At 54.6% G+C, this 23,164-nt stretch carries 23 protein-coding genes; 18 read left to right on the top strand and 5 right to left on the bottom strand.

All coding sequences use genetic code 11. The features are described from left to right. The first annotated feature begins 4 nt into the window (after positions 1 to 4). From TH19_RS19810 to TH19_RS19745, 14 genes are all read left to right on the top strand, one after another. Positions 5 to 763, top strand: a complete 759-nt coding sequence (locus tag TH19_RS19810) for an SDR family NAD(P)-dependent oxidoreductase (protein ID WP_114104091.1) — start codon at positions 5 to 7, stop codon at positions 761 to 763. Continuing rightward, a complete protein-coding gene (locus tag TH19_RS19805) occupies positions 760 to 1,260 on the top strand; it encodes a MarR family winged helix-turn-helix transcriptional regulator (protein ID WP_181846495.1) in 501 nt (166 codons plus the stop codon). The genes TH19_RS19810 and TH19_RS19805 overlap by 4 nt, the downstream gene beginning before the upstream one ends. After that, a complete protein-coding gene (locus tag TH19_RS19800) occupies positions 1,253 to 2,065 on the top strand; it encodes an enoyl-CoA hydratase family protein (protein ID WP_114104090.1) in 813 nt (270 codons plus the stop codon). Before TH19_RS19805 ends, TH19_RS19800 begins: the two co-directional genes overlap by 8 nt. Continuing rightward, positions 2,065 to 3,219 carry an acyl-CoA dehydrogenase family protein gene (locus TH19_RS19795; RefSeq protein WP_114104089.1) on the top strand — a complete coding sequence of 385 codons (1,155 nt, stop codon included), beginning with the start codon at positions 2,065 to 2,067 and terminating at the stop codon, positions 3,217 to 3,219. The genes TH19_RS19800 and TH19_RS19795 overlap by 1 nt, the downstream gene beginning before the upstream one ends. Before the next feature lie 22 nt (positions 3,220 to 3,241). Then, positions 3,242 to 4,867 carry an AMP-binding protein gene (locus tag TH19_RS19790; RefSeq protein ID WP_114104088.1) on the top strand — a complete coding sequence of 542 codons (1,626 nt, stop codon included), beginning with the start codon at positions 3,242 to 3,244 and terminating at the stop codon, positions 4,865 to 4,867. Next, positions 4,864 to 6,057 (top strand): kynureninase, encoded by a 1,194-nt coding sequence (kynU, locus tag TH19_RS19785; protein ID WP_114104087.1) that lies wholly within the window; start codon positions 4,864 to 4,866, stop codon positions 6,055 to 6,057. The genes TH19_RS19790 and kynU overlap by 4 nt, the downstream gene beginning before the upstream one ends. Before the next feature lie 2 nt (positions 6,058 to 6,059). After that, on the top strand, positions 6,060 to 6,905 hold the full coding sequence (kynA, locus tag TH19_RS19780; RefSeq protein ID WP_114104086.1) for a tryptophan 2,3-dioxygenase: 846 nt from the start codon (positions 6,060 to 6,062) through the stop codon (positions 6,903 to 6,905). Positions 6,906 to 7,041: 136 nt separating this feature from the next. Beyond that, the gene (locus TH19_RS19775) at positions 7,042 to 8,181 is read left to right on the top strand and encodes an ABC transporter substrate-binding protein (RefSeq protein WP_114104085.1); all 1,140 of its coding nucleotides are present in this window, start codon (positions 7,042 to 7,044) and stop codon (positions 8,179 to 8,181) included. Between the two features lie 78 nt (positions 8,182 to 8,259). Next, positions 8,260 to 9,177, top strand: a complete 918-nt coding sequence (locus TH19_RS19770; RefSeq protein ID WP_181846494.1) for a branched-chain amino acid ABC transporter permease — start codon at positions 8,260 to 8,262, stop codon at positions 9,175 to 9,177. A 1-nt stretch (position 9,178) separates the two neighbouring features. Next, a complete protein-coding gene (locus TH19_RS19765; RefSeq protein WP_114104084.1) occupies positions 9,179 to 10,165 on the top strand; it encodes a branched-chain amino acid ABC transporter permease in 987 nt (328 codons plus the stop codon). Further along, a complete protein-coding gene (locus TH19_RS19760) occupies positions 10,158 to 10,907 on the top strand; it encodes an ABC transporter ATP-binding protein (RefSeq protein ID WP_114104083.1) in 750 nt (249 codons plus the stop codon). Before TH19_RS19765 ends, TH19_RS19760 begins: the two co-directional genes overlap by 8 nt. A 1-nt stretch (position 10,908) precedes the next feature. After that, positions 10,909 to 11,598, top strand: a complete 690-nt coding sequence (locus tag TH19_RS19755) for an ABC transporter ATP-binding protein (RefSeq protein ID WP_114104082.1) — start codon at positions 10,909 to 10,911, stop codon at positions 11,596 to 11,598. A gap of 1 nt (position 11,599) precedes the next feature. Then, entirely contained in the window at positions 11,600 to 12,031 is a 432-nt protein-coding gene (locus TH19_RS19750; RefSeq protein ID WP_114104081.1) for an acyl-CoA thioesterase, read from the top strand. Beyond that, entirely contained in the window at positions 12,024 to 12,419 is a 396-nt protein-coding gene (locus TH19_RS19745) for a RidA family protein (RefSeq protein WP_114104080.1), read from the top strand. Before TH19_RS19750 ends, TH19_RS19745 begins: the two co-directional genes overlap by 8 nt. 81 nt (positions 12,420 to 12,500) lie before the next feature. Here TH19_RS19745 and TH19_RS19740 read toward each other — a convergent pair whose 3' ends face one another. From TH19_RS19740 to TH19_RS19725, 4 genes are all read right to left on the bottom strand, one after another. Continuing rightward, positions 12,501 to 13,757, bottom strand: a complete 1,257-nt coding sequence (locus tag TH19_RS19740; protein WP_114104079.1) for an ABC transporter permease — start codon at positions 13,755 to 13,757, stop codon at positions 12,501 to 12,503. Then, on the bottom strand, positions 13,754 to 14,674 hold the full coding sequence (locus TH19_RS19735; RefSeq protein ID WP_114104078.1) for an ABC transporter permease: 921 nt from the start codon (positions 14,672 to 14,674) through the stop codon (positions 13,754 to 13,756). Before TH19_RS19735 ends, TH19_RS19740 begins: the two co-directional genes overlap by 4 nt. A 16-nt stretch (positions 14,675 to 14,690) precedes the next feature. Then, positions 14,691 to 15,788, bottom strand: a complete 1,098-nt coding sequence (locus TH19_RS19730; RefSeq protein WP_114104107.1) for an ABC transporter ATP-binding protein — start codon at positions 15,786 to 15,788, stop codon at positions 14,691 to 14,693. 129 nt (positions 15,789 to 15,917) lie between these two features. Beyond that, complete coding sequence (locus TH19_RS19725) at positions 15,918 to 17,066, bottom strand: substrate-binding domain-containing protein (RefSeq protein ID WP_114104077.1); 1,149 nt, start codon at positions 17,064 to 17,066, stop codon at positions 15,918 to 15,920. 233 nt (positions 17,067 to 17,299) lie between these two features. Between TH19_RS19725 and pdxR the strand changes: the two genes are divergently transcribed. Continuing rightward, the gene (gene pdxR / locus TH19_RS19720; protein WP_114104076.1) at positions 17,300 to 18,814 is read left to right on the top strand and encodes a MocR-like pyridoxine biosynthesis transcription factor PdxR; all 1,515 of its coding nucleotides are present in this window, start codon (positions 17,300 to 17,302) and stop codon (positions 18,812 to 18,814) included. A gap of 30 nt (positions 18,815 to 18,844) precedes the next feature. On the opposite strand, the gene aptA is transcribed toward pdxR, so the two are convergent. Beyond that, positions 18,845 to 20,164, bottom strand: coding sequence for an omega-aminotransferase AptA (gene aptA, locus TH19_RS19715; RefSeq protein ID WP_114104075.1), 1,320 nt, complete (start codon positions 20,162 to 20,164; stop codon positions 18,845 to 18,847). A gap of 221 nt (positions 20,165 to 20,385) precedes the next feature. Here aptA and TH19_RS19710 point away from each other — a divergent pair, with 221 nt between their 5' ends. The 3 genes from TH19_RS19710 to TH19_RS19700 all read left to right on the top strand — a co-directional run bounded on the left by TH19_RS19710 (position 20,386) and on the right by TH19_RS19700 (position 23,041). Further along, positions 20,386 to 21,129: a TSUP family transporter gene (locus TH19_RS19710; RefSeq protein WP_181846493.1), complete on the top strand. Its 744-nt coding sequence runs from the start codon at positions 20,386 to 20,388 to the stop codon at positions 21,127 to 21,129. 57 nt (positions 21,130 to 21,186) lie between these two features. Continuing rightward, positions 21,187 to 21,945, top strand: a complete 759-nt coding sequence (locus tag TH19_RS19705) for an SDR family NAD(P)-dependent oxidoreductase (protein ID WP_114104073.1) — start codon at positions 21,187 to 21,189, stop codon at positions 21,943 to 21,945. 283 nt (positions 21,946 to 22,228) lie between these two features. Continuing rightward, positions 22,229 to 23,041 carry an SH3 domain-containing protein gene (locus TH19_RS19700; protein ID WP_114104072.1) on the top strand — a complete coding sequence of 271 codons (813 nt, stop codon included), beginning with the start codon at positions 22,229 to 22,231 and terminating at the stop codon, positions 23,039 to 23,041. Positions 23,042 to 23,164 lie beyond the last annotated feature (123 nt).

Raw genomic sequence — 23,164 nt, 5'->3', positions numbered from 1 at the left:
CGTGATGGGTGATCTTGCCATTCAGCGTGCATTGATTACCGGCGGTGGTTCCGGCGTCGGGGCGGTTATGGCCCGGATGCTGGCCGATGCCGGGGTTAAGGTCGCGGTTTCGGGCCGTCGGGCCGATATTCTGGCCGAGGTCGCCCAGCATGAAAACATCACGGCAATCGCGGCTGATGTAACCGATGAAACGTCGGTGCGCGATATGTTTGCCACCATGGTTGATACCATCGGTGCACCCGATCTGGTGATTGCCAATGCCGGTATGGCTGAAAGCGCGCCGGTTGGAAAAACCTCGGTCGATCTTTGGAAACGTACCATTGATGTCAATCTGACCGGAACGTTCCTGACCTTCCGCGAAGGTTTGGCTGTGATGGACAAGGCGAAACCAGGCCGGTTGATTTCGATTGCGTCAACCGCCGGGCTTAAGGGCTATGCCTATGTCACGGCCTATTGCGCGGCAAAGCATGGTGTTGTCGGTCTGATCAAGGGCATGGCGGTTGAGCTTGCCAATAGTCCGATTACTGTCAATGCGGTCTGCCCGGGCTTTATGGAAACACCGATGCTTGAAAAATCGGTGGAAAATATCGTTGCGAAAACCGGCATGAGCCGTGATCAGGCACGCGCAAGCCTTGCCAAAATCAATCCGCAGAACCGCTTTATCCAGCCTGATGAAGTTGCCAATACCGTTATGTGGCTGTGCAGTTCAAATGCAGGATCGATCACCGGCCAGACCATTTCGGTGTCGGGAGGAGAAGCATGAATATGAACAAATCCGAAAATGCCACCGGGCCGGGTGGGAACGAAACGTCTGATATTTCCAAGGCACGCCTGCGGGCATGGCTTCAGATTCTGAAAGTATCGCGCAAGATCGAAGGCGAACTTCGTGAAAAAATGCGGGTCGAGTTCGGATCAACCTTGCCACGCTTTGATGTGCTTGCTGCCCTTTACCGCGAACGCGACGGCATGCGCATGAGCGAGCTTTCCAAATCGCTGATGGTTTCGAACGGCAATGTCACCGGGATCGTGGATCGTCTGGTTGCCGAGGGGCTGGTCGTCCGTTTGCCAGTCGAAAATGATCGCCGCGCCTCCATCGTGCGTTTGACCGAGGCGGGCGAGAAAGACTTCGCCGAACGCGCACTGGTTCATGAAAGCTGGGTTTCCGATCTGTTTTCCGATCTGTCATCGCCCGATGCCGATGCCCTTATTCGCATTCTTCGCACCATCTCTCACCATAACGAGGCGCCCCACCATGACTAAGATGGCCAACATCAAGCCAACCCATTTCAACTGGCGCATGGAAGGCGACGTTGCGGTCATTTCACTGGATCGCCCGGATCGCAAAAACCCGCTGACCTTTGAAAGCTACGCCGAGCTTCGCGATACCTTCCGCGATCTGGTCTATGCCGATGATATCAAGGCCGTGGTGTTTGGGTCGAACGGTGGCAATTTCTGTTCTGGCGGGGATGTGCATGACATTATCGGCCCGCTGATCAACAAGGACATGAAGGGACTTCTGGAATTCACCCGCATGACGGGTGATCTGGTCAAGGCAATCATTGCCTGTGGCAAGCCGGTCATTGCGGCGGTGGATGGCGTTTGTGTAGGTGCGGGGGCAATCATTGCCATGGCATCTGACCTTCGTCTGGCAACGGCTGCATCCAAAACCGCGTTCCTGTTCACCCGTGTTGGTCTTGCCGGCTGTGACATGGGCGCATGTGCCATCCTGCCGCGCATCATCGGTCAGGGCCGTGCAGCAGAACTTCTTTATACCGGCCGTTCCATGTCGGCCGAAGAAGGCGAACGGTGGGGCTTCTTTAATCGTCTGGTAGAAGCCGACGTTCTGGAAGCCGAGGCAATCGCCCTTGCGACCCGCATTTCTCAGGGCCCGAATTTCGGCCACATGATGACCAAAACCATGCTGGCCCAGGAATGGAACATGTCGATTGAACAGGCCATCGAGGCCGAAGCACAGGCGCAGGCGATCTGCATGCAGACCGAAGATTTCAATCGCGCCTACAAGGCCTTTGTCGCCAAAGAAAAACCGGTGTTTGAGGGGAATTGATGGCTGATACATCCTACCTTGACTGGCCGTTTTTCGAAGATCGCCACCGTGAATTGGCGACCCGCCTTGATGCATGGGCATCTGCCAATCTTGATGGCATTGATCATGGTGATGTCGATGCCGCGTGTCGTGATCTGGTGGTCCGTTTGGCCGGTGGGGAATGGCTTCGTTATGCTGCGATTGATCCGGCCGATCCGAATTCAAAGCTTGATGTCAGATCACTTTGCCTGATCCGTGAAACGCTTGCCCGTTATGACGGTTTGGCGGATTTTGCCTTTGCAATGCAGGGATTGGGCAGCGGGTCGATTTCACTGTTTGGTACGGACGACCAAAAAGCCGAATGGCTGCCAAAGGTCCGTTCCGGCAAGGCGATGGCCGCCTTTGCCTTGACCGAACCGCAATCTGGATCGGATGTTGCCAATATCGCGCTAGAGGCAAAGCGCGATGGCGATGACTTTATCCTGAATGGCGAGAAAACCTGGATATCAAATGGCGGCATTGCCGACTTCTATTGTCTCTTTGCACGCACTGGCGAAGCACCCGGTGCCAAGGGCCTGTCGGCATTTATCGTTCCCGCAGACCTGTCGGGCTTTGAAATTGCAGAACGTCTGCACACCATTGCCCCGCATCCGCTTGCTCGCCTGAAATTCACCGATTGCCGTATTCCGGCATCAAGTCTGCTTGGCAAGGGCGGGGATGGCTTCAAGATCGCTATGTCGGTTCTTGATGTTTTCCGCTCCACCGTGGCGGCCGCTGCCCTTGGTTTTGCCCGTCGTGCCCTTGATGAAACCATCACGCGGGTTCAGGAACGCGAACTGTTTGGCGCGCCATTGTTTGATCTTCAGATGGTGCAGGGGCATGTCGCCGATATGGCGCTTGATATCGATGCATCTGCACTTTTGGTCTATCGCGCTGCATGGCTTAAAGACAGCGGCGCCGCACGGGTCAGTCGCGAAGCCGCGATGGCCAAACTTTATTCCACCGATCATGCGCAAACCGTCATTGATAAGGCGGTGCAAATTCATGGCGGCGATGGTGTGCGCAGTGGCCACATCGTTGAATCGCTTTACCGGGAAATTCGCGCCCTTCGCATTTATGAAGGCGCATCCGACGTCCAGAAAATAATCATCGCACGGCAAACGCTGGCGCAATAATGGCTGTATCAGGGACTTCACAATGCTCGGACCAACTGCACATACCGATAGCTTCACCCGGGACAAGCTCCCGCCGCTTAATGAATGGCCGGAAATCAATCTGGATGGGTTCGACTATCCCGAATATCTGAATGCCGGTGTCGAGCTGACCGATAAAATGGTCGAACAGGGCTTTGGGGATAACACCGCCCTGATCGGCAATGGTCGCCAGCGTACCTATAAGGAACTGGCCGACTGGACCAACCGCATCGCCCATGCGCTGGTTGAAGATTACGGTGTTAAACCGGGCAACCGCATCCTGATCCGTTCGGCCAATAATCCGGCGATGGTGGCCTGCTGGCTTGCTGCGACCAAGGCCGGTGCGGTTGTGGTCAATACCATGCCGATGCTGCGTGCTGGCGAACTGGGTCAGATCGTTGACAAGGCTGAAATTGAATTTGCCCTGTGCGATACCCGTCTGATGGACGAAATGGTGGCCTGTGCCAAGGATAGCAAGTTTCTGAAAAAGGTTATCGGGTTTGACGGGACTGCCAATCATGACGCCGAGCTTGACCGGATAGCCCTGACCAAATCGGTGAAGTTCGAGGCAGTCAAAACCGGGCGAGATGACGTTGCGTTGCTTGGCTTTACGTCGGGCACGACGGGAAGCCCCAAGGCCACCATGCATTTCCACCGTGATCTTTTGATCATTGCCGATGGCTATGCCAAGGAAGTGCTGAATGTAACGCCCGATGATGTGTTTGTCGGATCACCGCCGCTTGCCTTTACCTTTGGTCTGGGGGGGCTTGCGATCTTCCCGCTGCGTTTCGGGGCAACAGCGACACTGCTTGAAAAGGCATCGCCGCCCAACATGATCGAAATCATCGAAACCTATAAGGCGACGGTCTGCTTTACGGCACCGACGGCCTATCGGGTGATGCTTTCGGCCATGGAAGAGGGGGCTGATCTTTCATCCCTGCGTGCCGCTGTTTCGGCCGGTGAAACCCTTCCTGCCCCAGTGTATGAGGCATGGATGGCCAAAACCGGCAAGCCGATGCTTGATGGCATTGGCGCGACCGAGATGCTTCATATCTTTATCTCCAACCGTTTTGGCGACAGTCACCCGGCCTGCACCGGGCGTCCGGTTTCCGGTTATGAAGCCAAGATTGTTGATCATGACATGAACGAAGTTCCGGTCGGGACTGTGGGCCGTCTTGCTGTGCGTGGTCCGACGGGCTGTCGTTATCTGGATGATGTTCGTCAGGCCGTCTATGTGCGTGATGGCTGGAACCTGACCGGGGATGCGTTCTTTGTCGATGAAAACGGCTATTACCATTTCGCAGCACGTAATGACGATATGATCGTGTCGTCGGGCTATAATATTGCCGGTCCCGAAGTTGAAGCAGCCCTGTTGGCCCACCCCGCCGTTGCCGAATGTGCCGTGATTGGCGCACCGGACGAGGCGCGTGGCACCATTGTTCAGGCCCATATCGTTCTTGCCGCCGGTTTTGAAGACACGCCAGAGATGGCCAAACAGCTTCAGGATCATGTAAAAGCGACGATCGCGCCGTTTAAATATCCGCGTTCCATCGTCTTTATCGAGACCCTGCCAAAAACCGCGACTGGAAAAATCCAGCGCTTCAGACTGAAACAGGAAATGTCTGTATGACCGACTTTGCCGCCACCAAATCCCTGTTCCATATTCCCGAAGGTGTCATTTACCTTGACGGGAACTCGCTTGGCGTGCTGCCGAAAACGGCCGCAAACCGTGCCAAGGAGATGATTGAAAAGGAATGGGGGGAAATGCTTATCCGGGGCTGGAACGAAGCCAAATGGATGGAGCAACCCGAACGCGTCGGCAATCTTGTCGCCCGTTTGATCGGGGCGGCACCCGGTACGGTCGTGATGGGCGATACCCTGTCGATCAAAGTCTATCAGGCCTTGGCAAGTGCGCTTGAAATGCGCCCGGATCGCAAGGTTGTCGTTTCTGATAACGGCAACTTCCCGACCGATCTTTATATGGCTGATGGCCTGATCAAAAGTCTGGATAAGGGGCATGTTCTTAAAACCCCAAATCCCGAAGATGTCGAAAGCCTGATCAACGAAGATTTGGCTGTGCTGATGCTGACCCAGGTGGATTATCGCACGGGCCGCATGCATGACATGAAACGGATTACCGATCTGGCGCACGCTGCCGGTGCCTTGGTGATTTGGGATCTTGCGCATTCGGCTGGTGCGGTTCCTGTTGATCTGACCGCCTGCAACGCAGATTTTGCGGTGGGGTGTACTTATAAATATCTGAACGGTGGTCCCGGTGCCCCGGCCTTTATCTATGTCCGTCCGGATCATGCCAAGGTTGCCCGCCCGGCGCTTTCGGGATGGCTTGGTCATGCGGCACCGTTTGCCTTTGACCCGGATTACACCCCGGCACCCGATGTTTCGCGCATGCGTGTCGGTACGCCGCCGGTCATTCAGATGACGGTTCTGGAAGAAGCAATGAAGGCGTGGGACGGCGTTGAAATGGCCGATATCCGTGCGCGCAGCATCGAACTTTGTGAACAGTTCATCGCCGGTGTCGAGGCAAGCTGCCCGATGCTTGAACTTGCAAGTCCGCGTGATGCGGCAAACCGCGGATCGCAGGTGTCGTTCAAGTTTGATCAAGGCTATGCCGTCATGCAGGCATTGATCGCGCGAGGCGTGATTGGCGATTTCCGTGCACCCGATGTGATCCGCTTTGGCTTTACCCCGCTTTATATTGACAATGCCGATGTTGATGGTGCGGTCAAAATCCTTGCTGAAATCATGGAAACCAGGGCTTGGGACAAGCCGGAGTTTCACAAACGCAATGCGGTGACCTGATCATGGCAAAACCAACCACCCCTTATGATCCCAGCACCGAAGGTGCCCGCACGGATTTCTCCGATCAGATGTCCTATGGGGATTATCTGTCCCTTGATGCGATCCTGACGGCACAGCACCCGCAATCGGATGCCCATGATGAATTGCTGTTCATCATTCAGCACCAGACATCCGAATTGTGGATGAAACTGGCGATCCGTGAAATCACCGCGGCACGCAAGGCCATTCGTGGTGGTGACTTGCGCCCGGCCTTTAAAATGCTGGCACGTGTGTCGCGGATTTTTGAACAGCTTAATAACGCATGGGACGTTTTGCGTACCATGACGCCAAGTGATTACACGACGTTCCGTGATGCGCTTGGCCCGTCATCGGGTTTCCAGTCCTATCAGTATCGCCAGATCGAATTCATGCTGGGCAACCGCAATCAGGCCATGTTGCGACCGCATGCGCATCGCGAAGACATCATGGAAATGCTTAAGGCCGAATTGGCAACACCAAGCTTGTATGACGAGGCCCTTAATCTTGTCGCGGGCGAAGGCATTGAAATTCCCGATCATATTCGGAACCGCGATGTTTCGGCTCCTTATACGCCTGATGATGCGGTGATTGCCGCCTGGCACAAGGTTTACAGCGATCCGGCAAAACACTGGTCGCTTTATGAACTGGCTGAAAAGCTGGTTGATTTCGAAGATTACTTCCGTCGCTGGCGCTTTAACCATGTGACCACGGTCGAACGCGTTATTGGTTTCAAACGCGGGACCGGTGGAACCGGTGGTGTCAGTTACTTGAAAAAAATGCTGGAAGTAGAACTGTTTCCGGAACTCTGGCGGGTGCGAACCGCGCTTTGAGGATGGACGGACCCGATGCAAATACTGCAAAATCAGGGGCAGGCATCAGGTTCACAAGAACCACGACGCAAAAAGACATAAATGTCGTGGGATCAACGTGTTGCTAAAAACTGAATGTATTAACACGGAGGCTTAAATGAAGGGTATGAAGACAACCATCGCAGCAGTTGCTGCTTTGTTTGCAGCCGGTGCAGCGCAGGCAGAACCGGTCAAGGTTGGTATGATCACGACGCTTTCGGGCGGTGGTGCGGGCCTTGGTATCGATGCACGTGACGGCTTTATGTTGGCAGTCAAACAGGCCAACAATCCGGATCTGCAGGTCGTCATCGAAGACGATCAGCGCAAGCCGGACGTTGCTGTTCAGCTTGCAGACAAAATGATCCAGCAGGAAAAAGTAGACGTTCTGACCGGCATCATCTGGTCGAACCTTGCGATGGCAGTTGTGCCGTCTGCGGTTGCCCAGGACAAGCTGTATCTGTCGGTTAACGCGGCACCGTCGCAGCTGGCTGGCAAAGGTTGCAACGCCAACTATTTCAGCGTTTCCTATCAGAACGACAACCTGCATGAAGCAGCCGGTGGCTATGCTTCGAGTGCCGGTTACAAAAACGCCTTCATCCTTGCGCCGAACTATCCGGCAGGCAAAGATTCCCTTGCCGGTTTCAAGCGCTTCTTCATGGGTGACGTTGCCGAAGAAATTTACACCAAGCTTGGTCAGACCGACTATGCCGCTGAAATCGCCCAGATCCGCGCATCGGGTGCAGACAGCGTCTTCTTCTTCCTTCCGGGCGGCATGGGCATTGCGTTCATGAAACAGTACGCACAGTCCGGTGTGAACATCCCGCTGATCGGTCCGGCATTCTCGATGGATCAGGGCATCCTTGGTGCGGTTGGCGATGATGCAATCGGCTTCAAGAATACCTCGAACTGGTCGAAAGACATCGACAATGCCACCAACAAGGCATTCGTCGAAACCTTCCAGGCCGAATATGGTCGCCTGCCGTCGCTTTATGCTGCTTATGGCTTCGATACTGCCAATTTGCTGCTTTCGGCAATGGGCAAGGCAAGCATTTCCGACAAGGAAGCTTTCCGTGATGCGCTTCGTGCAGCCGACTTCAGTTCGGTACGCGGCAAGTTCGTCTTTGGTCCGAACCAGCATCCGATCCAGGACATCTATGTTCGTGAAGTCGTCAAGGAAGGCGATGTTCTGACCAACAAAATCGTTGGTATTGCGCTTTCTGACCATGCCGATGCCTATGCGTCGGAATGCTCGATGTAATCACGGGCTGACAAGACGGCGGGGGCCGGTTCCGGTTAAAGACCGGCCCCCGACCACCTTGTGACGGAGTTTCCAATAATGTTCTCTCTTTTCCTGGAGCAGCTGTTAAACAGCCTTCAGTCGGGATTGATGTTGTTTTTGATGGCATCCGGACTGACGCTTGTTTTCGGTGTGATGGGGCTGATTAACCTGGCCCATGGCTCGCTCTATATGGTTGGTGCATTTGCCTGTGCTGCTGTTGCTGCCTGGACCGGTTCATTCTGGCTTGGTCTTGTTGCCAGCCTGATGGCGGCCGCCCTTGCCGGTGTGCTGGTCGAAATGCTGATTATTCGCCGCTTGTATAACCGTGATCATCTTGATCAGGTGTTGGCGACTTTTGCCCTTATTTTGGTTTTTTCCGAAGGAACCCGCTGGATTTTCGGTTCCTTCCCGCTTTTCCTCAGCGTTCCGGATATTTTGACCGGGACGGTGGTCCTGCCCGGCGCGCTTGAATATCCGATTTTCCGGTTGGCGATCATTATTGCCGGTCTTGTCGTGGCGGTGGGCCTGTTCCTTTTGATTGGCAAGACCCGTTTGGGTGTCCGCATCCGTGCGGGCGAGGCGGATCGTGGCATGATTGCGGCCCTCGGGGTCAATATTGATCAACTTTATACGGTTGTCTTTGCCCTTGGTGCGGCGCTTGCCGGTCTTGCAGGTGCCTTTGTCGGTACCACCCAGTCGGTTCAGGTCGGCATGGGCGAGCCGGTGCTTATTCTGGCCTTTGTTGTCATCGTCATTGGCGGGATCGGTTCGATCAAGGGGGCTTTGATCGGTTCCCTTCTGGTCGGCTTTACCGACACGATGGGCCGTTTCCTGTTGCCGCATGCCTTTGCGACCTTCCTTGACCCGTCCAGTGCCACGGCTGTCGGCTCGGCACTTGCATCCATGTTGATTTATATCGTGATGGCGCTGGTTTTGTTCCTGCGTCCAAGCGGTTTGTTCGGGACGGAAGCCTGATATGACAATGAACCGCGAAACACTTATCAACACCATCATTGCCGTTGCCTTTGTGGCTGTGCCGGTCATTGCGATGGGGATGAATGAACCTTTCATCATTACCCTTGCGACCAAGGTGGCTATCTTCGCCATGGCCGGTGTGGGGCTTAACCTTGTTCTTGGTTTTGGTGGCCTTGTGTCATTCGGTCATGCGGCGTTCTTTGGCATAGGCGGCTATGCCGCAGGCATTCTTGCCAGCCACGCGCTGAATTATGAACCGATCATGGAAAGCCCGTTCCTGATCGAAGGCACGACCCAGATGATTGTAATCTGGATTGTTGCCCTTGTGGTCTCCGCACTTGTCGCATTGGCGATTGCTGCGATCACGCTTCGGACCAGTGGTGTCTATTTCATTATGATCACGCTGGCCTTCGCACAGATGATTTACTACTTCGCCATTTCCTGGCCGGCCTATGGTGGCGAAGACGGATTGTCGATCTATGTGCGCAACGGCTTCCCGGGGATCAATACCCTTGATCCGATCAGCTTCTTTGCCCTTTGTGCGGTAATGCTGGGGATCGTGATGCTGTTTTCGGCGGTACTGATCCGGTCGCGCTTTGGTCTTGCCCTTCAGGGGGCACGTCAGAACCCGCAACGCATGACCGCGGTGGGCATTGCACCGTTCCGTATTCGTCTGGTTGCCTTTGTGATTTCGGCAATGATTACGGCCCTTGCCGGTGCGCTTTATGCCGATCTTAATCGCTTTGTCAGTCCGACAATGCTGTCCTGGCACATGTCGGGCGAAATCATGATCTTTGTCATTCTGGGCGGGGTTGGACGTTTGTTCGGTCCGCTTGCAGGTGCGGCACTTTATATCATCCTTGAACATCTGCTTGGCAGTGTCTGGGAATTCTGGCAGCTCCCGCTTGGTGTGTTGTTGCTGATCGTGGTGCTGTTTGCCCGCGGTGGTTTGGTCGGTGTTCTGGCCGGGGAGCGTAAACATGCCTGATGCCATTCTTTCGCTGTCAAACATCACCAAACAGTTCGGTTCTCTGCTAGCCAGTGATGATGTGACCCTTGATCTTCGCAAAGGCGAAATTCATGCCCTGATCGGTCCGAACGGGGCCGGGAAATCGACCCTGATCAAGCAGATCGCGGGCGAAATCAAATCCGACAGCGGTGACATTCATTTCGACGGTCAGAAGATCAACGAACTTGATGCGGTTGCCCGTTCGCGCATGGGACTTGCCAGAACGTTTCAGGTGTCATCCCTGATGCCGGAATTCTCGGTTCTGCAAAATGTGATGCTTGCGCGCCAGTCGGTCAGTGGAAAGGTGTTTCGCTTTTTCCGTCCGGTTCTGAGTGACAAGTCACTGGTCGAACCGGCGATGGCGCAGCTTGAACGTGTTGGTCTTGCTGATCGTGCGCAGATGCGTGCGGCCGATATTTCACACGGCGAACGTCGACAGCTTGAAATGGCGGTTGCCCTTGCGCTTGAACCCAAGGCGTTCCTTCTGGATGAACCTATGGCCGGTATGGGGCCTGAGGGCTCCAAACGTCTGACCGGCTTCCTTGATGGTTTGCGTACACAGGCCCCGATCCTTCTGGTCGAACATGACATGGATGCGGTCTTTGCACTCGCCGACCGGATTTCGGTGCTGGTTTATGGCCGGATTATCGCGACCGGTACGGTTGATGAAATCCGTGGCAACGAAGATGTCAAACGTGCCTATCTCGGGGAGGAAGCCTGATATGACTGCACTTCTCGAACTGAGTGGCGTTACTGCATTTTACGGCGCATCGCAGGCCCTGTTTGGCATTGATCTGACGCTCAATGAGGGCGAAGCGGTTGCCCTTATGGGCCGTAACGGCATGGGCAAAACCACCACGATCAAAACCATCTGTCGCATGATGGAACATCGTGATGGGTCGATCCGTTTTGCCGGTCACGACCTTGCAAAGATGCCATCGCACAAGGCGGCCCGCCTTGGCCTTGGTCTGGTGCCCGAAGGTCGCCGGTGCTTTGCCCGTCTAAGTGTTACTGAAAACCTGATCGCTGCGGCCCGTCCCGGTGAATGGGATTTTGACAAGGTCGCCGAACTGTTCCCGCGCCTTGCCGAACGCCGGGATCAAAAGGCCATGACCCTTTCGGGCGGCGAACAGCAGATGCTGGCCATCGGGCGCGCATTGATGACCAATCCGCGTTTGTTGATCCTTGATGAAGCAACCGAGGGGCTTGCCCCCGTGGTGCGTCAGGAAATCTGGGCGGCGATCAATCAGCTTAAACAGTCGGGCCTGACGATCCTTGTGGTCGACAAGTCGCTTAAGGAACTTTCAGGGGTTGCTGATCGCTATGTCGTCGTTGAAAAGGGCGTCACGGCATGGACTGGTGCCGTGAACGAGCTGACCGACGAGTTGGCCGACCGGTATCTGGGGGTCTGATATGGCTATTTTCACCTATCGGCAGAAAGTCCTGTTTCAACATTGCGATCCGGCGGGGATTGTCTTTTATCCGCGCTATTTCGAGATGGTGAATGCGACGGTCGAGGAATGGTTTGACACGGTCATCGGATGCGGGTTTCCGACCATGCATGGTCCGATGCAGGCAGCAGTCCCGACCGCGGGGCTGACCATCGCCTTTACCGCGCCAAGCATGTTGGGTGATCAGCTGGAATTTCGTCTGGAACCGATGCGGATCGGACGATCAAGTCTTGAGCTGGAAATTGCAGCTTTCGCAGGTGACGAGCAACGCCTGAAAACAACGGTAACACTGGTCTTTACCAAAAAAGGGGCCGGAAAGTCAGTGGCATGGCCAGATGATTTGCGTGCCAAAATCGAAAAAGAAATCAATCAAGTGGTAGAAAACAATGCATAAAATCGTTCAGCCAGACGGATGGAAAGAGCCCAAGGGATATGCAAACGGTGTGCTTGCACAAGGTGCCACCCTGTATATCGGCGGACAAATTGGCTGGAACGAAGATCAGGTCTTCGTTGCCAAGGATTTTGTCGGACAGATGGAACAGGCGCTTAAAAATATCGCTGCTGTTCTTGATGCAGCGGGTGGCAAACCCGAACATCTGACCCGCCTGACCTGGTATGTCACCGACAAACAGGAATATCTTGCCAAACAGCGCGAAGTTGGCCGCGCGTACCGCGATGTTCTTGGCAAGAATTTCCCGGCCATGACCATGGTCGTGGTCAGTGCCCTTGTCGAAGACGAAGCATTGCTCGAGATCGAAGGCACGGCCGTTATTCCGAACTGATCGGAATGATCTTGGTCTGATGAACAAAGGGCAGCGTGATGCTGCCCTTTGTCGTTCTTGTGTGCGGGGGAAATGTGCCCCCTAATTCGCGCCCGAACCTGTCAGGTTCTCCGGGGCAAATATCCCGCCGACGCCCGAAGATGGGGGCGACGTCGGGGCATCTGATGTTGATGGTGTGCTGCCTGCCGATCCCGACAAGTTTTCCGGGCTAAAGATGCTGCCAGCATTTCCGCCAAACGGGCTTGGGGCACTTGTGCCACCGGTATCTTCCCCGCCAAGCGGGCCCAGTTTCGGCGTCGTCGGGGCCGGTGTGACTGCTGGCGTATCAAGGGATTGCTGTTCCATCAGCTTTTGCTGGATGGCGCGTTTGTCTTCCAGAATTTGCGCGGTGCAGGCACTGGAATCATGGTTCTGGATAAACAGAACCGCACCGATTGCCAGAAGGCCCAGAACGGCGGCAACGGATCCCGGATGGGTCGCAACCTTAAGCACCGGACGTTCGGCAACCACCAATGACCATCCCTTGGAATGATACCGGTTGCGGCATTCATAAATGATCGCCCCGATCAGAGTGATGGAAATGATGATTACCGCAACGGCTGAGATTGATGGATCAAGGCCATATCGCACCTTTGACGACAGAACCGTGGTAAAGGTGCTGCTTGAAACGATGGTGAAAACGGTGGTGTTGTAATTTTCAAGCGATGCTAGAAACGCAAGGACAGTTGCCGAACCAATCGCCGGGGCCATGAACGGCAACAGCACTTTGACAAAGGCCTGTGTCGGTGTCGCCCCCATATCAAGGGCCGCCTCGGTCAGGGTGGTGTCAAACCGCTGGATACGCGATAAAAACACCAGCATGGAATAGGCGGCAATGAAGGTGACCTGGCCAAAGATGGTCAGAAACGTGCCGTCATAGAAAAAGCTTTCATAAGGCGCGTTGAAAAACGTCCCGATCCGATCCCAGAAAATCAGGGTCGAAAGACCGATCACCACGCCGGGCACAAGGATTGGCGCGATAAAGATCGTGTAAAGGGATGCGCGCAATCTTGGCCCAACCTGCGAAAGCATGATGGCGGCGGCCAGTCCAATCGGAATGGCAACGGCGACCACACCGACACCGATCAAAAGCGAATTGCCAAGACCTTCGATCAGTTTGTCATCGGCCACCAGTTTGCCAAACCAGTCGGTGGTAAAGCATTCCCATGGCGAGACACGCGGGAAGTTGGACGAATTGAACGCCGTGATCACCATAATGATCAGGGGGCCGAACAAATAGGCAAAGAACAGCGCCAGATAAATGCCGGGGATCACTGCGGTTGGGGATTTGATCTTCATCGTTTGATCTCCCCGATGGAAACCTTGAAGATCCGCATGGTCAGAAGAACAAGCGCAATACACACCACAAGCAGGATCATCGCATAGGCCGATCCACGCGGCCAGTTACCCCCGGAATTGAACCATTGATAGACAAGCTGCGTGAACCAAAGGTTCGAAGGACCACCCAGAATTTGCGGTGCAGCCAACGCCCCGGCGGTCAGCATAAAGACCATGGTCATGCCGGATGCAATCCCCGGCTTGGCATAGGGGATGACGACCTTGGAATGGACCTGCCACCAGTTCGCCCCCATATCCTGTGCGGCTTCGATCTGGTTGCGATCAAGGCTTTCAATCGCGTTATAAAGCGGGAAGATCATCAAAAGGATGTAGGCATATGCAAGCCCGGCATAAAGCGCGACATCTTCGCGGATGAAATCAACCGGACTGTCAAACAGACCAAGTCCCATGCCGACTTCATTGATCACGCCCGTGCTGCCAAACAGGATGCGAAAGGCAAAGGCACGCAGGATTTCGTTGATCCAGTAAGGAACAATAAGGGCAAGAACCAGTAACCGTGCCTTCGCCCCGGTCGATGATTTCGCCAGAACAAACGCCACCGGATAACAGATCAAAAGATCAAAGACCGTTACAAATACCGCCGACATCAATGTTTTGAACAGGATGCCGATATCAAGGGTATTCAACCCGCCCGATGATCCGCTGCCCTGAAAGAAATACCGATATTGATCAAGGGTATAAACGTCTTCCGGTCCGCCGATTTTGCCCGGCGGCAGATTAAAGCGGAACGAATAATCCAGCATGGTTAACTGGGGCAGAATAATCAGAAGAAACACCCACAAACTGACCGCCACCATCAGATAGATGGAAACAGCCATCCCGTTGCGTTTCACAAGGTCATAAAACAAATCACGCATTGATAAGCACCCCTTGTTACGCGCTGGCCAGTTCGCCGGGTTTCAGCGCGATGCCAAGTGCCGGTGCGAAATCAAGTTTGACCGGTGCGCTGGCGCCGATGCTGTGGGTGCCGTCATTGATCAGTGAAAGCTTCAGCTTCTTGCCTTGGGCATCAAGGACAATGTGACGCATATTGCCTTCAAACTCTTCGGTGACGAACCGGGTTTCAAATTGATTGAGGCTGTTGTCACTCTTGGCAATCTTAAGGGCCTCGGGCCTTACAAACAGCTGACAGGCATCACCGGGGGCAAGGGCCGGACCACCAGCCGGGTGGCTTTCGACATGGAAAAGCGTGCCAAGGCCGGCATCGATTTGCATCATCTTGCCGTCATTGGTCAAAACCGTGCCTTCAAGAACGTTATTCTCGCCGACAAAGGATGCGACAAAGCTGGTTGATGGATGGTCATAGATGGTCTTGCCATCACCGATCTGTTCGATCTTGCCCTTGTTCATGACTGCAATACGGTCAGACATGGTCAAAGCTTCGCCCTGATCATGGGTGATATAGATAAAGGTCAGCCCAACCTGTTTCTGGATGGCGCGCAATTCGGTGCGCATATGCTGGCGCAATTTCAGATCAAGTGCGGATAGCGGTTCATCCAGCAAAAGAATATCGGGTTCGACGGCAAGGGCGCGGGCAATGGCAACGCGCTGCTTCTGGCCGCCCGAAAGTTCGCTGACTTTCTTGTCGCCCTGACCGGGAAGGGCAATCAGTTCAAGCAATTCATCGGCACGCTTGCGCCGGGTTTTCTTGTCGACCCCGCGGACTTCAAGCGGGAATGAAATATTGTCGGCAACCGAGCGCAATGGAAACAGGGCAAGGTTCTGGAAAATCAGGGCGGTCGGGCGTTTGTTCGGGCCGACACCCTTCATATCCTTGCCGCCAATTTTGACAAGCCCGCGCGTGGGTTCCTGAAAACCGGAAATACAGCGCAGCAAGGTTGTCTTGCCACAGCCCGACGGCCCCAGGAACGAAAAGAACTCGCCCCCGGCAATGTTAAGGTTAGCTTTTTGGACGGCAGTAAATTCGCCGAATTCGACCCAAACATGCTCAAGCGAAATCTCTTTGGTCATAAAGGTGCCAACCCCTGCAAATGTCATAACCCTGCCAGCCGGGAGACCGGCAGCAGTTCGGTATTCTGAAACTGGAAACGGAAAAGGGCGGCACGCGGTTGTGCCGTGCCGCCCTGATACGGAAATGTCCTAGACGCCAGCACTTTCGAAGCGGTTTGCATATTCCGTACGGATATCGGCATACCACTGCGGTTCGGACGGCCAGGGGTTAAGCTTGGCAAGTGCATCGCCCGGATAGGCATCGGCAAAGTTCTTGGCATAGGCTTCGCCCGCGAACTTGTCAGCACCGAGAACCGGCGAGTTGTAACCATGATGGTCAATCGCCTCGCCTGCCAGTTCCGGCTTGAAGGCATATTTGATGAACTCGTAAACCTGTTCGGTGTTGGCCGCACCGGTTGGCATTGCCATGCCGTCGACCCATGCCATTGCACCTTCTTTCGGGGCACGATACATGACCGGCTCACCCGCGGTTTTAAGCGCAAGCGGCGGACCATCCCAGGTCTGACCAACAATCACGCCTTCGTTCAGAAGACCGTTTTTCTGCGTGTCGGCATCATTCCAAAGCAGTTTGATATTGCCTTTGCGCGCAATGCAGAATTCCGAAACCTTGTCCCAGATCGGACGCATGGCATCTTCGGAGGTGTAGGCTTTCCACATGTCGCCCGGCTCAAGCTCGCCAATGGTTTCCATGTAAAGACCGGCCCCCAGCATCATGGAATGCGCGCGGCCCATGGTTTTGCCGGCATTGGCTTCGGACCAGACATCACCATAAGACGGGAACATGCCGTCCGGCTTGAATAGGTCGGTGCGCCATGCCATGCCTTCGGTGCCCCAGATATGTGGCAGCCAGAATGTTTCACCGGAAACAAAGCCCCAGTCGGTGCTGCCGATCTTGCCCATGGCCGGGTTGACGGCATCAATGGCGATCTTGGTCATGTCAAACGGCTGAAGCAGCTCAAGTGCTTTCCACTGAAGCGCACGGTTGTTGGTCGGCGAGACGATATCAAAGCCGCGACCTTTGGATGCTTTCAGCTTGTTGATGATTTCTTCGTTCGAACCGATGCCGGTGTAATTGACCTTGATACCGGTGGCATCGGTGAATGATTTAAGGAAAGTTTCGGGCAGATAGTCCGACCACATCAGAATGTTGATCTCGCCCGAAGAGGCAAGGGCACTTCTGCTGATGATGGCTGGCATGGCCAGCGCAGAACCGGCGGCCAACGAACCTTTAAGAAGTGTGCGCCGGTTGATTTTTGGGCCGGAGTTGAACTTGGTCATCCGTATGTCTCCTGATAGCCGGGATTTTTCCCTTTTGTGCGGCGCACTATGCGCCCCCCTGACAGACATCTCTCCCTGGACCGACCGTATTGGTTTACGGTTCTGGTTCGCATTCTAGGTCATTGACAAAATGGTATAACTGCCGGTTACTCTAGTAATAGAGCCACAAGGCAAAAACTATGGTGCCAGTGCGGCTAGTCTGTTGCAGTGCCAAAAGAAACCGGTAGTACCCGATGCTAGATATCCGTCTGGAAGACCCGACGATCAGTGGTCAAACCCTGCAACAGCAGCTCCATCAGGGGTTGGTCGATGCGATTCTGGAAGGACGACTTCCATCGCACGAACCATTGCCATCGACCCGTGATCTGGCCTCGGCGTTGAAGGTCTCGCGCAATACGGTGGTGCTGGTTTATCAGCGATTGCTGGATGACGGCTATTTGACAGCAGTTTGGCGGCGCGGGCATTTCGTCAATGAACAATATATTCGTCAACAGCTTCGCCTCAGTGTGGACACCAGAACCGCATCGCTGTTTTCCCCGCAACGTGATCCGGATCTTTGGAACCGGCATTTGCAGTTCCGTCCGTCAAAGGCACGTAACATCGTAAAGCCCGCCAATTGGCGTGATTTTCCCTATCCGTTTATTTACGGGCAGGTGGCCCCGGACAAGGCAACCATATCGCGCTGGCGGGATTCCATGCGTCTGGCCGGAAGTCTCGCCCATTCGCAAAGCTGGGTCGGTGATCAGGTCGATATGGATGACCCGAAACTGCTCGAACAAATCATCACCCGCATTCTTCCCCATCGCGGTTTGCGTGCGCATCCTGAACAGTTGCTGATTACCATCGGGGCGCAAAATGCGCTGTTTCTGGTCGGGCAATTATTGGCCGGGGCAGGGCGCAAGGTCGGGGTTGAAGATCCGGGCTATGTTGATGCCCGTAATATATTCGGGGCCACGGGTGCGGATATCGTGCCATTGCCGATTGATAGCGAAGGGTTGGCAAGTTCCGCGCAATTGCGCGATTGCGATGTCGTCTATACCACGCCTTCGCATCAATGCCCGACCAGTGTCACCATGTCACTTGATCGTCGTTTGCAAATTGTCGAACGGGCCCGCCAGGATGACTTCATCATTGTCGAAGACGATTACGAACACGAACTGAACTATCTTGGCCATCAACGTGCGGCGCTTAAAAGCTATGATAATTCGGGCCACATCATCTATATCGGCAGCTTGACCAAACTGATGTTCCCGGGATTGCGCATTGGCTACATTCTGGCCGATAGCGAACTGATCAAGGAGCTTCGGGCTTTGCGGCGGCTGAGCTATCGCCACCCATCCGCACAGGATCAGCGCGCCATGGCGCTGTTTATCGGCGAAGGGCATCTTGATGCCCATCTGCGCCGGACACGGGATCGTCTGTCTGAAAAATGGCAAATCATGCAATCGGAATTGTCCAGACAGTTGCCCGACATTCATGTCACCGCAACCACCGGCGGGTCGGCCGTCTGGGTCATATTGCCACAGGGGATGGATGCATGGTCGGTTCACCGCGAAGCAGCCAAGCGTGGTGTGCTGGTTGAACCGGGCGATGTGCATTATGCCAACGAAGACACTGCACCGCGTAACCGGTTGCGGCTGGGCTTTGCCGCAATTGACAAGGACCTGATTGCCGCCGGGATTGGGCAGCTTCGCGATGCGATCCACGCGGTGGCGACTGACATGCAAAAAGGGACCGCGACCGGTTAAGGCGCGATCCCTAGATCGAAAGTCAGCCCATTAAATCTGGGTGCCAAGAACCTTTTGCAGGATGGCAATCATGTCGTTGATGTTTTCTTCGGTGCTGACCAGTGCCGGGGCAAAGATCAGGGCGTCCCCGGTTGCCTTGACATGCAGGCCTTCCTTGAACAATTCGCGCTGGACCCAGCTTCCTTTTTCACCCGGCGCCTTGCCCGGTGTCAGCTGAATACCCGCCATCATGCCATAGCCGCGCAAGTCGGATACATGGGGCAGGTTGCGCAGGCCAAACACGCCATCAAGGAAATGTGCCGACAGGGATTTGGCACGGTCAAACAGACCTTCACTGGCATAGATATCAAGCGCCGCAATCCCGGCGGCACAGGCAACCGGATGGGCGGAATAGGTATATCCGTGGAAGAATTCCGGGCGGTCGGCATCGCCTGCTGCTTCGAACACGGCGGCCTGAATTTCGGCACTGGTGGCAACCGCACTCATTGGAATGGCGCCGTTGGTCAGGGCCTTGGCCATGGTGATCAGATCCGGCTTTACCGCGAATTCCTGGGAGGCAAAAGCAGAACCTGTACGGCCAAAACCGGTAATCACTTCGTCAAAGACAAGAAGAATGCCGTATTTATCGCAAATGGCACGAAGCCGTTCGAGATAGCCTTTTGGCGGAACGATGGTACCAATCGATCCGGCAATCGGTTCGACAAAGACCGCAGCAATCGTATCCCCGCCATAGGTCTTGCAGATTTCTTCAAGATCATTGGCAAGATCGGCATCGGTTTCCGGCTGACCACGGGTAAAGCGCTGTTCTTCGGTCCAGGTGTGGCGCATATGGACCACGTCACAGGTGATACCGGAAAAATCACGCCGGTTATTGACCATTCCGGCCAATGATGTGCCACCAAGATTGACCCCGTGATATCCCCAGGCACGTGATACAAAGCGCGTGCGTTGTGCATTGCCTGTTGCCCGGTGATAGGCAAGGCACATCTTCATTGCGGTATCGACGGCCTCGGAACCGGAACCGGCAAAGAACACGCGATCAATGCCATCGGGCAGAATGCCAGCAAGCTTTTCGGCAAATTCAAAGGAAACCGGTGCGGCACGCTGAAAATGCGGGGAATAATCAAGTGTCGAAAGTTGCTTGTGAACCGCGTCGGCAATTTCCGGGCGACCATGGCCGGCCGCACAGCAAAACAGACCGGACGCACCATCAAGAATTTCACGACCTTCCGGTGTCCAGTATGTGACACCCTTGGCCTTGGCGAACATTTGCGGTTCTTCGCGGAACATACGGTTATTGGTGAACGGCATCCAATGGTTGGTCATGTTCGGTTTGGCAAGTACAGTCATGCTTTCTTCCTGTCTGGCGTGTCAGCGATGCAGTTTGATTGCGTTATCTAACGTGGTTTGATTTTGCTGCCATAGTGCCAGAATGGAACAATAGGTGGGTCCAGTGGGGATTGTGGATCCATCAAAAGCATTCTGGTGGTACTAGCCCGGCTAGGCGCTTTGCCCTAACAGGAAATGGTAAGAATGATTTTGCCGGGGAACGAGCTGGGGAACGATCGGACGTGACGATAAGTGAATTGATTTTGCCCGGTCTGGTGGTTGCGATTGCCGCATTGTTTCGCGGGGTGACTGGATTTGGCTTTGCGCTTTTGGCAGCACTGGGACTATCGGCAATTTTGCCGCCGCAAACGGCAACACCGATTATTCTTCTGATCGATATCACCCTGACATTTCTGATATTGCGTGATTTTGACCGATCCAAAATTGACTGGCGGGCCTGCTCAATCCTTCTGTTCTTTGGCTTGATCGGGGCTGTGATTGGTCCTTATGTCGCGGTGTCGCTTGATGATCAGACGGCAAGGATTGCCACGAACTGCGCAATTGCCATTGCCGCAATCGTTGCCATGCTACATCACCCGCCGCGCTGGATGGGGCATTTTGTCATCGGGGCGGTTTTGGCATGTTTTGTCGGTATCCTGATGTCGGGATTTGCAGTCGGCGGGCCGTTGGCGGCCGCCTGGTTGCTGGCCGGGGGAACGCAGGACAACCGCATTCGCAATACGCTTGCAGTCTATTTCGGGGCGGTGGACATTCTTGGATTTGCAACCCGTGCCGGGGCGGGAATGTTGCCCGACGGTTTCTTGATGATGGCTTTGCCGCTTTTGGGGATTGCCGTGTTGTCCTATTTCCCGGGCGAGAAGATTTATCGACAGATGACAGCGACCATGTGGCGTCGCGTTTGTGCCATCAGTTTGATGTTGATCGCGTTTTTCGGCATCACCCAGACCATTCTTATCAGCATTTAGTTTCCACAGGCCGTCGTCCGGCCGCCGGTTTCAACCTTTGACCACAGGAAGACAATCATGACAAAGACAGCATTGATCACAGGGGCAACTGCCGGCTTCGGGGCGGCAACAGCCCGCCGTTTTGTCGCCGAAGGTTGGAAAGTTATCGTGACCGGGCGCCGTGTCGAACGTCTGGATGCACTGGTTTCCGAGCTGGGCGGGGCGGGTGTTGCCCATGCACTTTGCTTTGATATTCAGGATGCCGATGCAATCACAAAGGCAATCGACAGTCTGCCGCCCGAATTTTCCGCGATTGATTTGCTGGTGAATAATGCCGGTCTGGCATTGGGAACAAGTCCGGCACAGGAATGCAATCTTAGTGACTGGATGACGATGATTGACACTAATACCAAGGGATTGGTGGCGATGACGCGAGTTGTGCTCGACAAACTCATCGAACGCAAAGGCGCGATTGTCAACCTTGCGTCAATTGCGGCGAACTGGCCCTATCCGGGCGGCAATGTCTATGGCGCGACCAAGGCCTTTGTGCAGCAATTCTCGCTGGGTATTCGCTGTGATCTTGCCGGAACCGGCGTGCGCGTAACGTCCATCGAGCCGGGGCTGTGCGAAAGTGAATTTACCCTTGTGCGCACGGGTGGCAATCAGGAAGCCTATGACAAGCTCTATCGCGGGGCCGACCCGATCCAGCCCGAAGACATTGCCGAAACCATTTTCTGGGTGGCAAGCCTGCCGCCGCATATGAATGTCAATTCGCTTGAAGTCATGCCCGTCAGCCAAAGCTGGTCCCCTTTTGCAATTCATCGCAAAGGGGGCTAACATTTCCGGCTTGCAAATTGGGGGGAGGGACATGTTGTTATTTCCTCTCCCTTTTCTTTGTGTGCAGGCTACCTGAATGCCATTCTTGTATTGTTCTTTCCCATAAAGAACCGCCTTAAATATTCCCAAGTTGTTTGTAGTTTCCTGCTGTTTTCGTTATAGATTACCGAAGGTTAAATTGCCGGTCGCAAATCCCCGAAAAAGTGAGGGAGGAAAGCCCGGTGTGGATAAAACTGACCGTGCGCGCAGCAATGGTTTCAGACAGCAGGTTGGATAGACGGTAATGAAAAAGCTGATTTTCTTTGTGGTCCTTTTGGCAGCAATTGGTGCTGGGGGCTGGGGATATTATCAGCATCGTCTGGACATCATGAAAGAACAGGAAGGCAAGTTCTCGCCGAACCCGGCCGAGATTTATGCAGGTATCCTTGAAGCTCTGCAGCCAACCCTTCAGCTCCATGAATACAGCCTCACCATGCTTGTGCCCGGCAACCGCATGGGCGAGTTTGAATGGAACTTCCGCGGCACCCTTGCCAAGGAAAGTGTGACTCCGCCATTCTATGGGCGTGTAACATATACCTGCGGCCTGACCGGTGGCAGCTATTGTTGGCAGCTCGTGGAGCTGGCAGTTGACGGGCGTCAGATTGAACTGATTACCGGTGCCGCGGGCAATGCTGAACCATCCGGAACGCAGACAACGCAAAGCGATGCGGCCATGCCCGCTGAGGCGGAAACAAGCACCGCCCGCGAGGAGCAGGGGCAATCTGCGTCTGACGTCATGGCAGAGGCTGCACCAGCCGTAGCGGAAAAAACCGCTGTCTCGGTGAAGGAAGAAGTCGCAGCCGAAGAAGTTGCCGCGGCAAGCAATGACGCTGCGGCATTGCCGGTTGAGGATGTCAAAATCTGGCACACGACGTCAGATACTGTAAATGCCCGCATGGGACCGGGAACCGGTTATGACATCGCGTTCAAAATGCCGTCGTCAACTCCTCTTAAGTTGATGGAAGAACAGGACGGCTGGGGACGGTTCTCCTATTCAGGTCAGGATGGCAAGGTTTATAGCGTTTGGGTCGCTATGTCGCTTGTTGCGAACAAGTAATCGTGACTGTCGGGGGCTAAAGCATATTGCCTTAAATCTGGTTCACTTTGGTTGTTTTTGGCGTGTCATTTGGCAAGGCACAGCGCACAGGACGATGCGGCGCATCGTTCAAGCGGTGTAACG

Source organism: Thalassospira profundimaris (genome assembly GCF_003326675.1).
GTDB classification, from domain to species: Bacteria; Pseudomonadota; Alphaproteobacteria; order Rhodospirillales; family Thalassospiraceae; genus Thalassospira; species Thalassospira aquimaris.
This window is presented reverse-complemented; position numbering and strand designations above follow the sequence as displayed.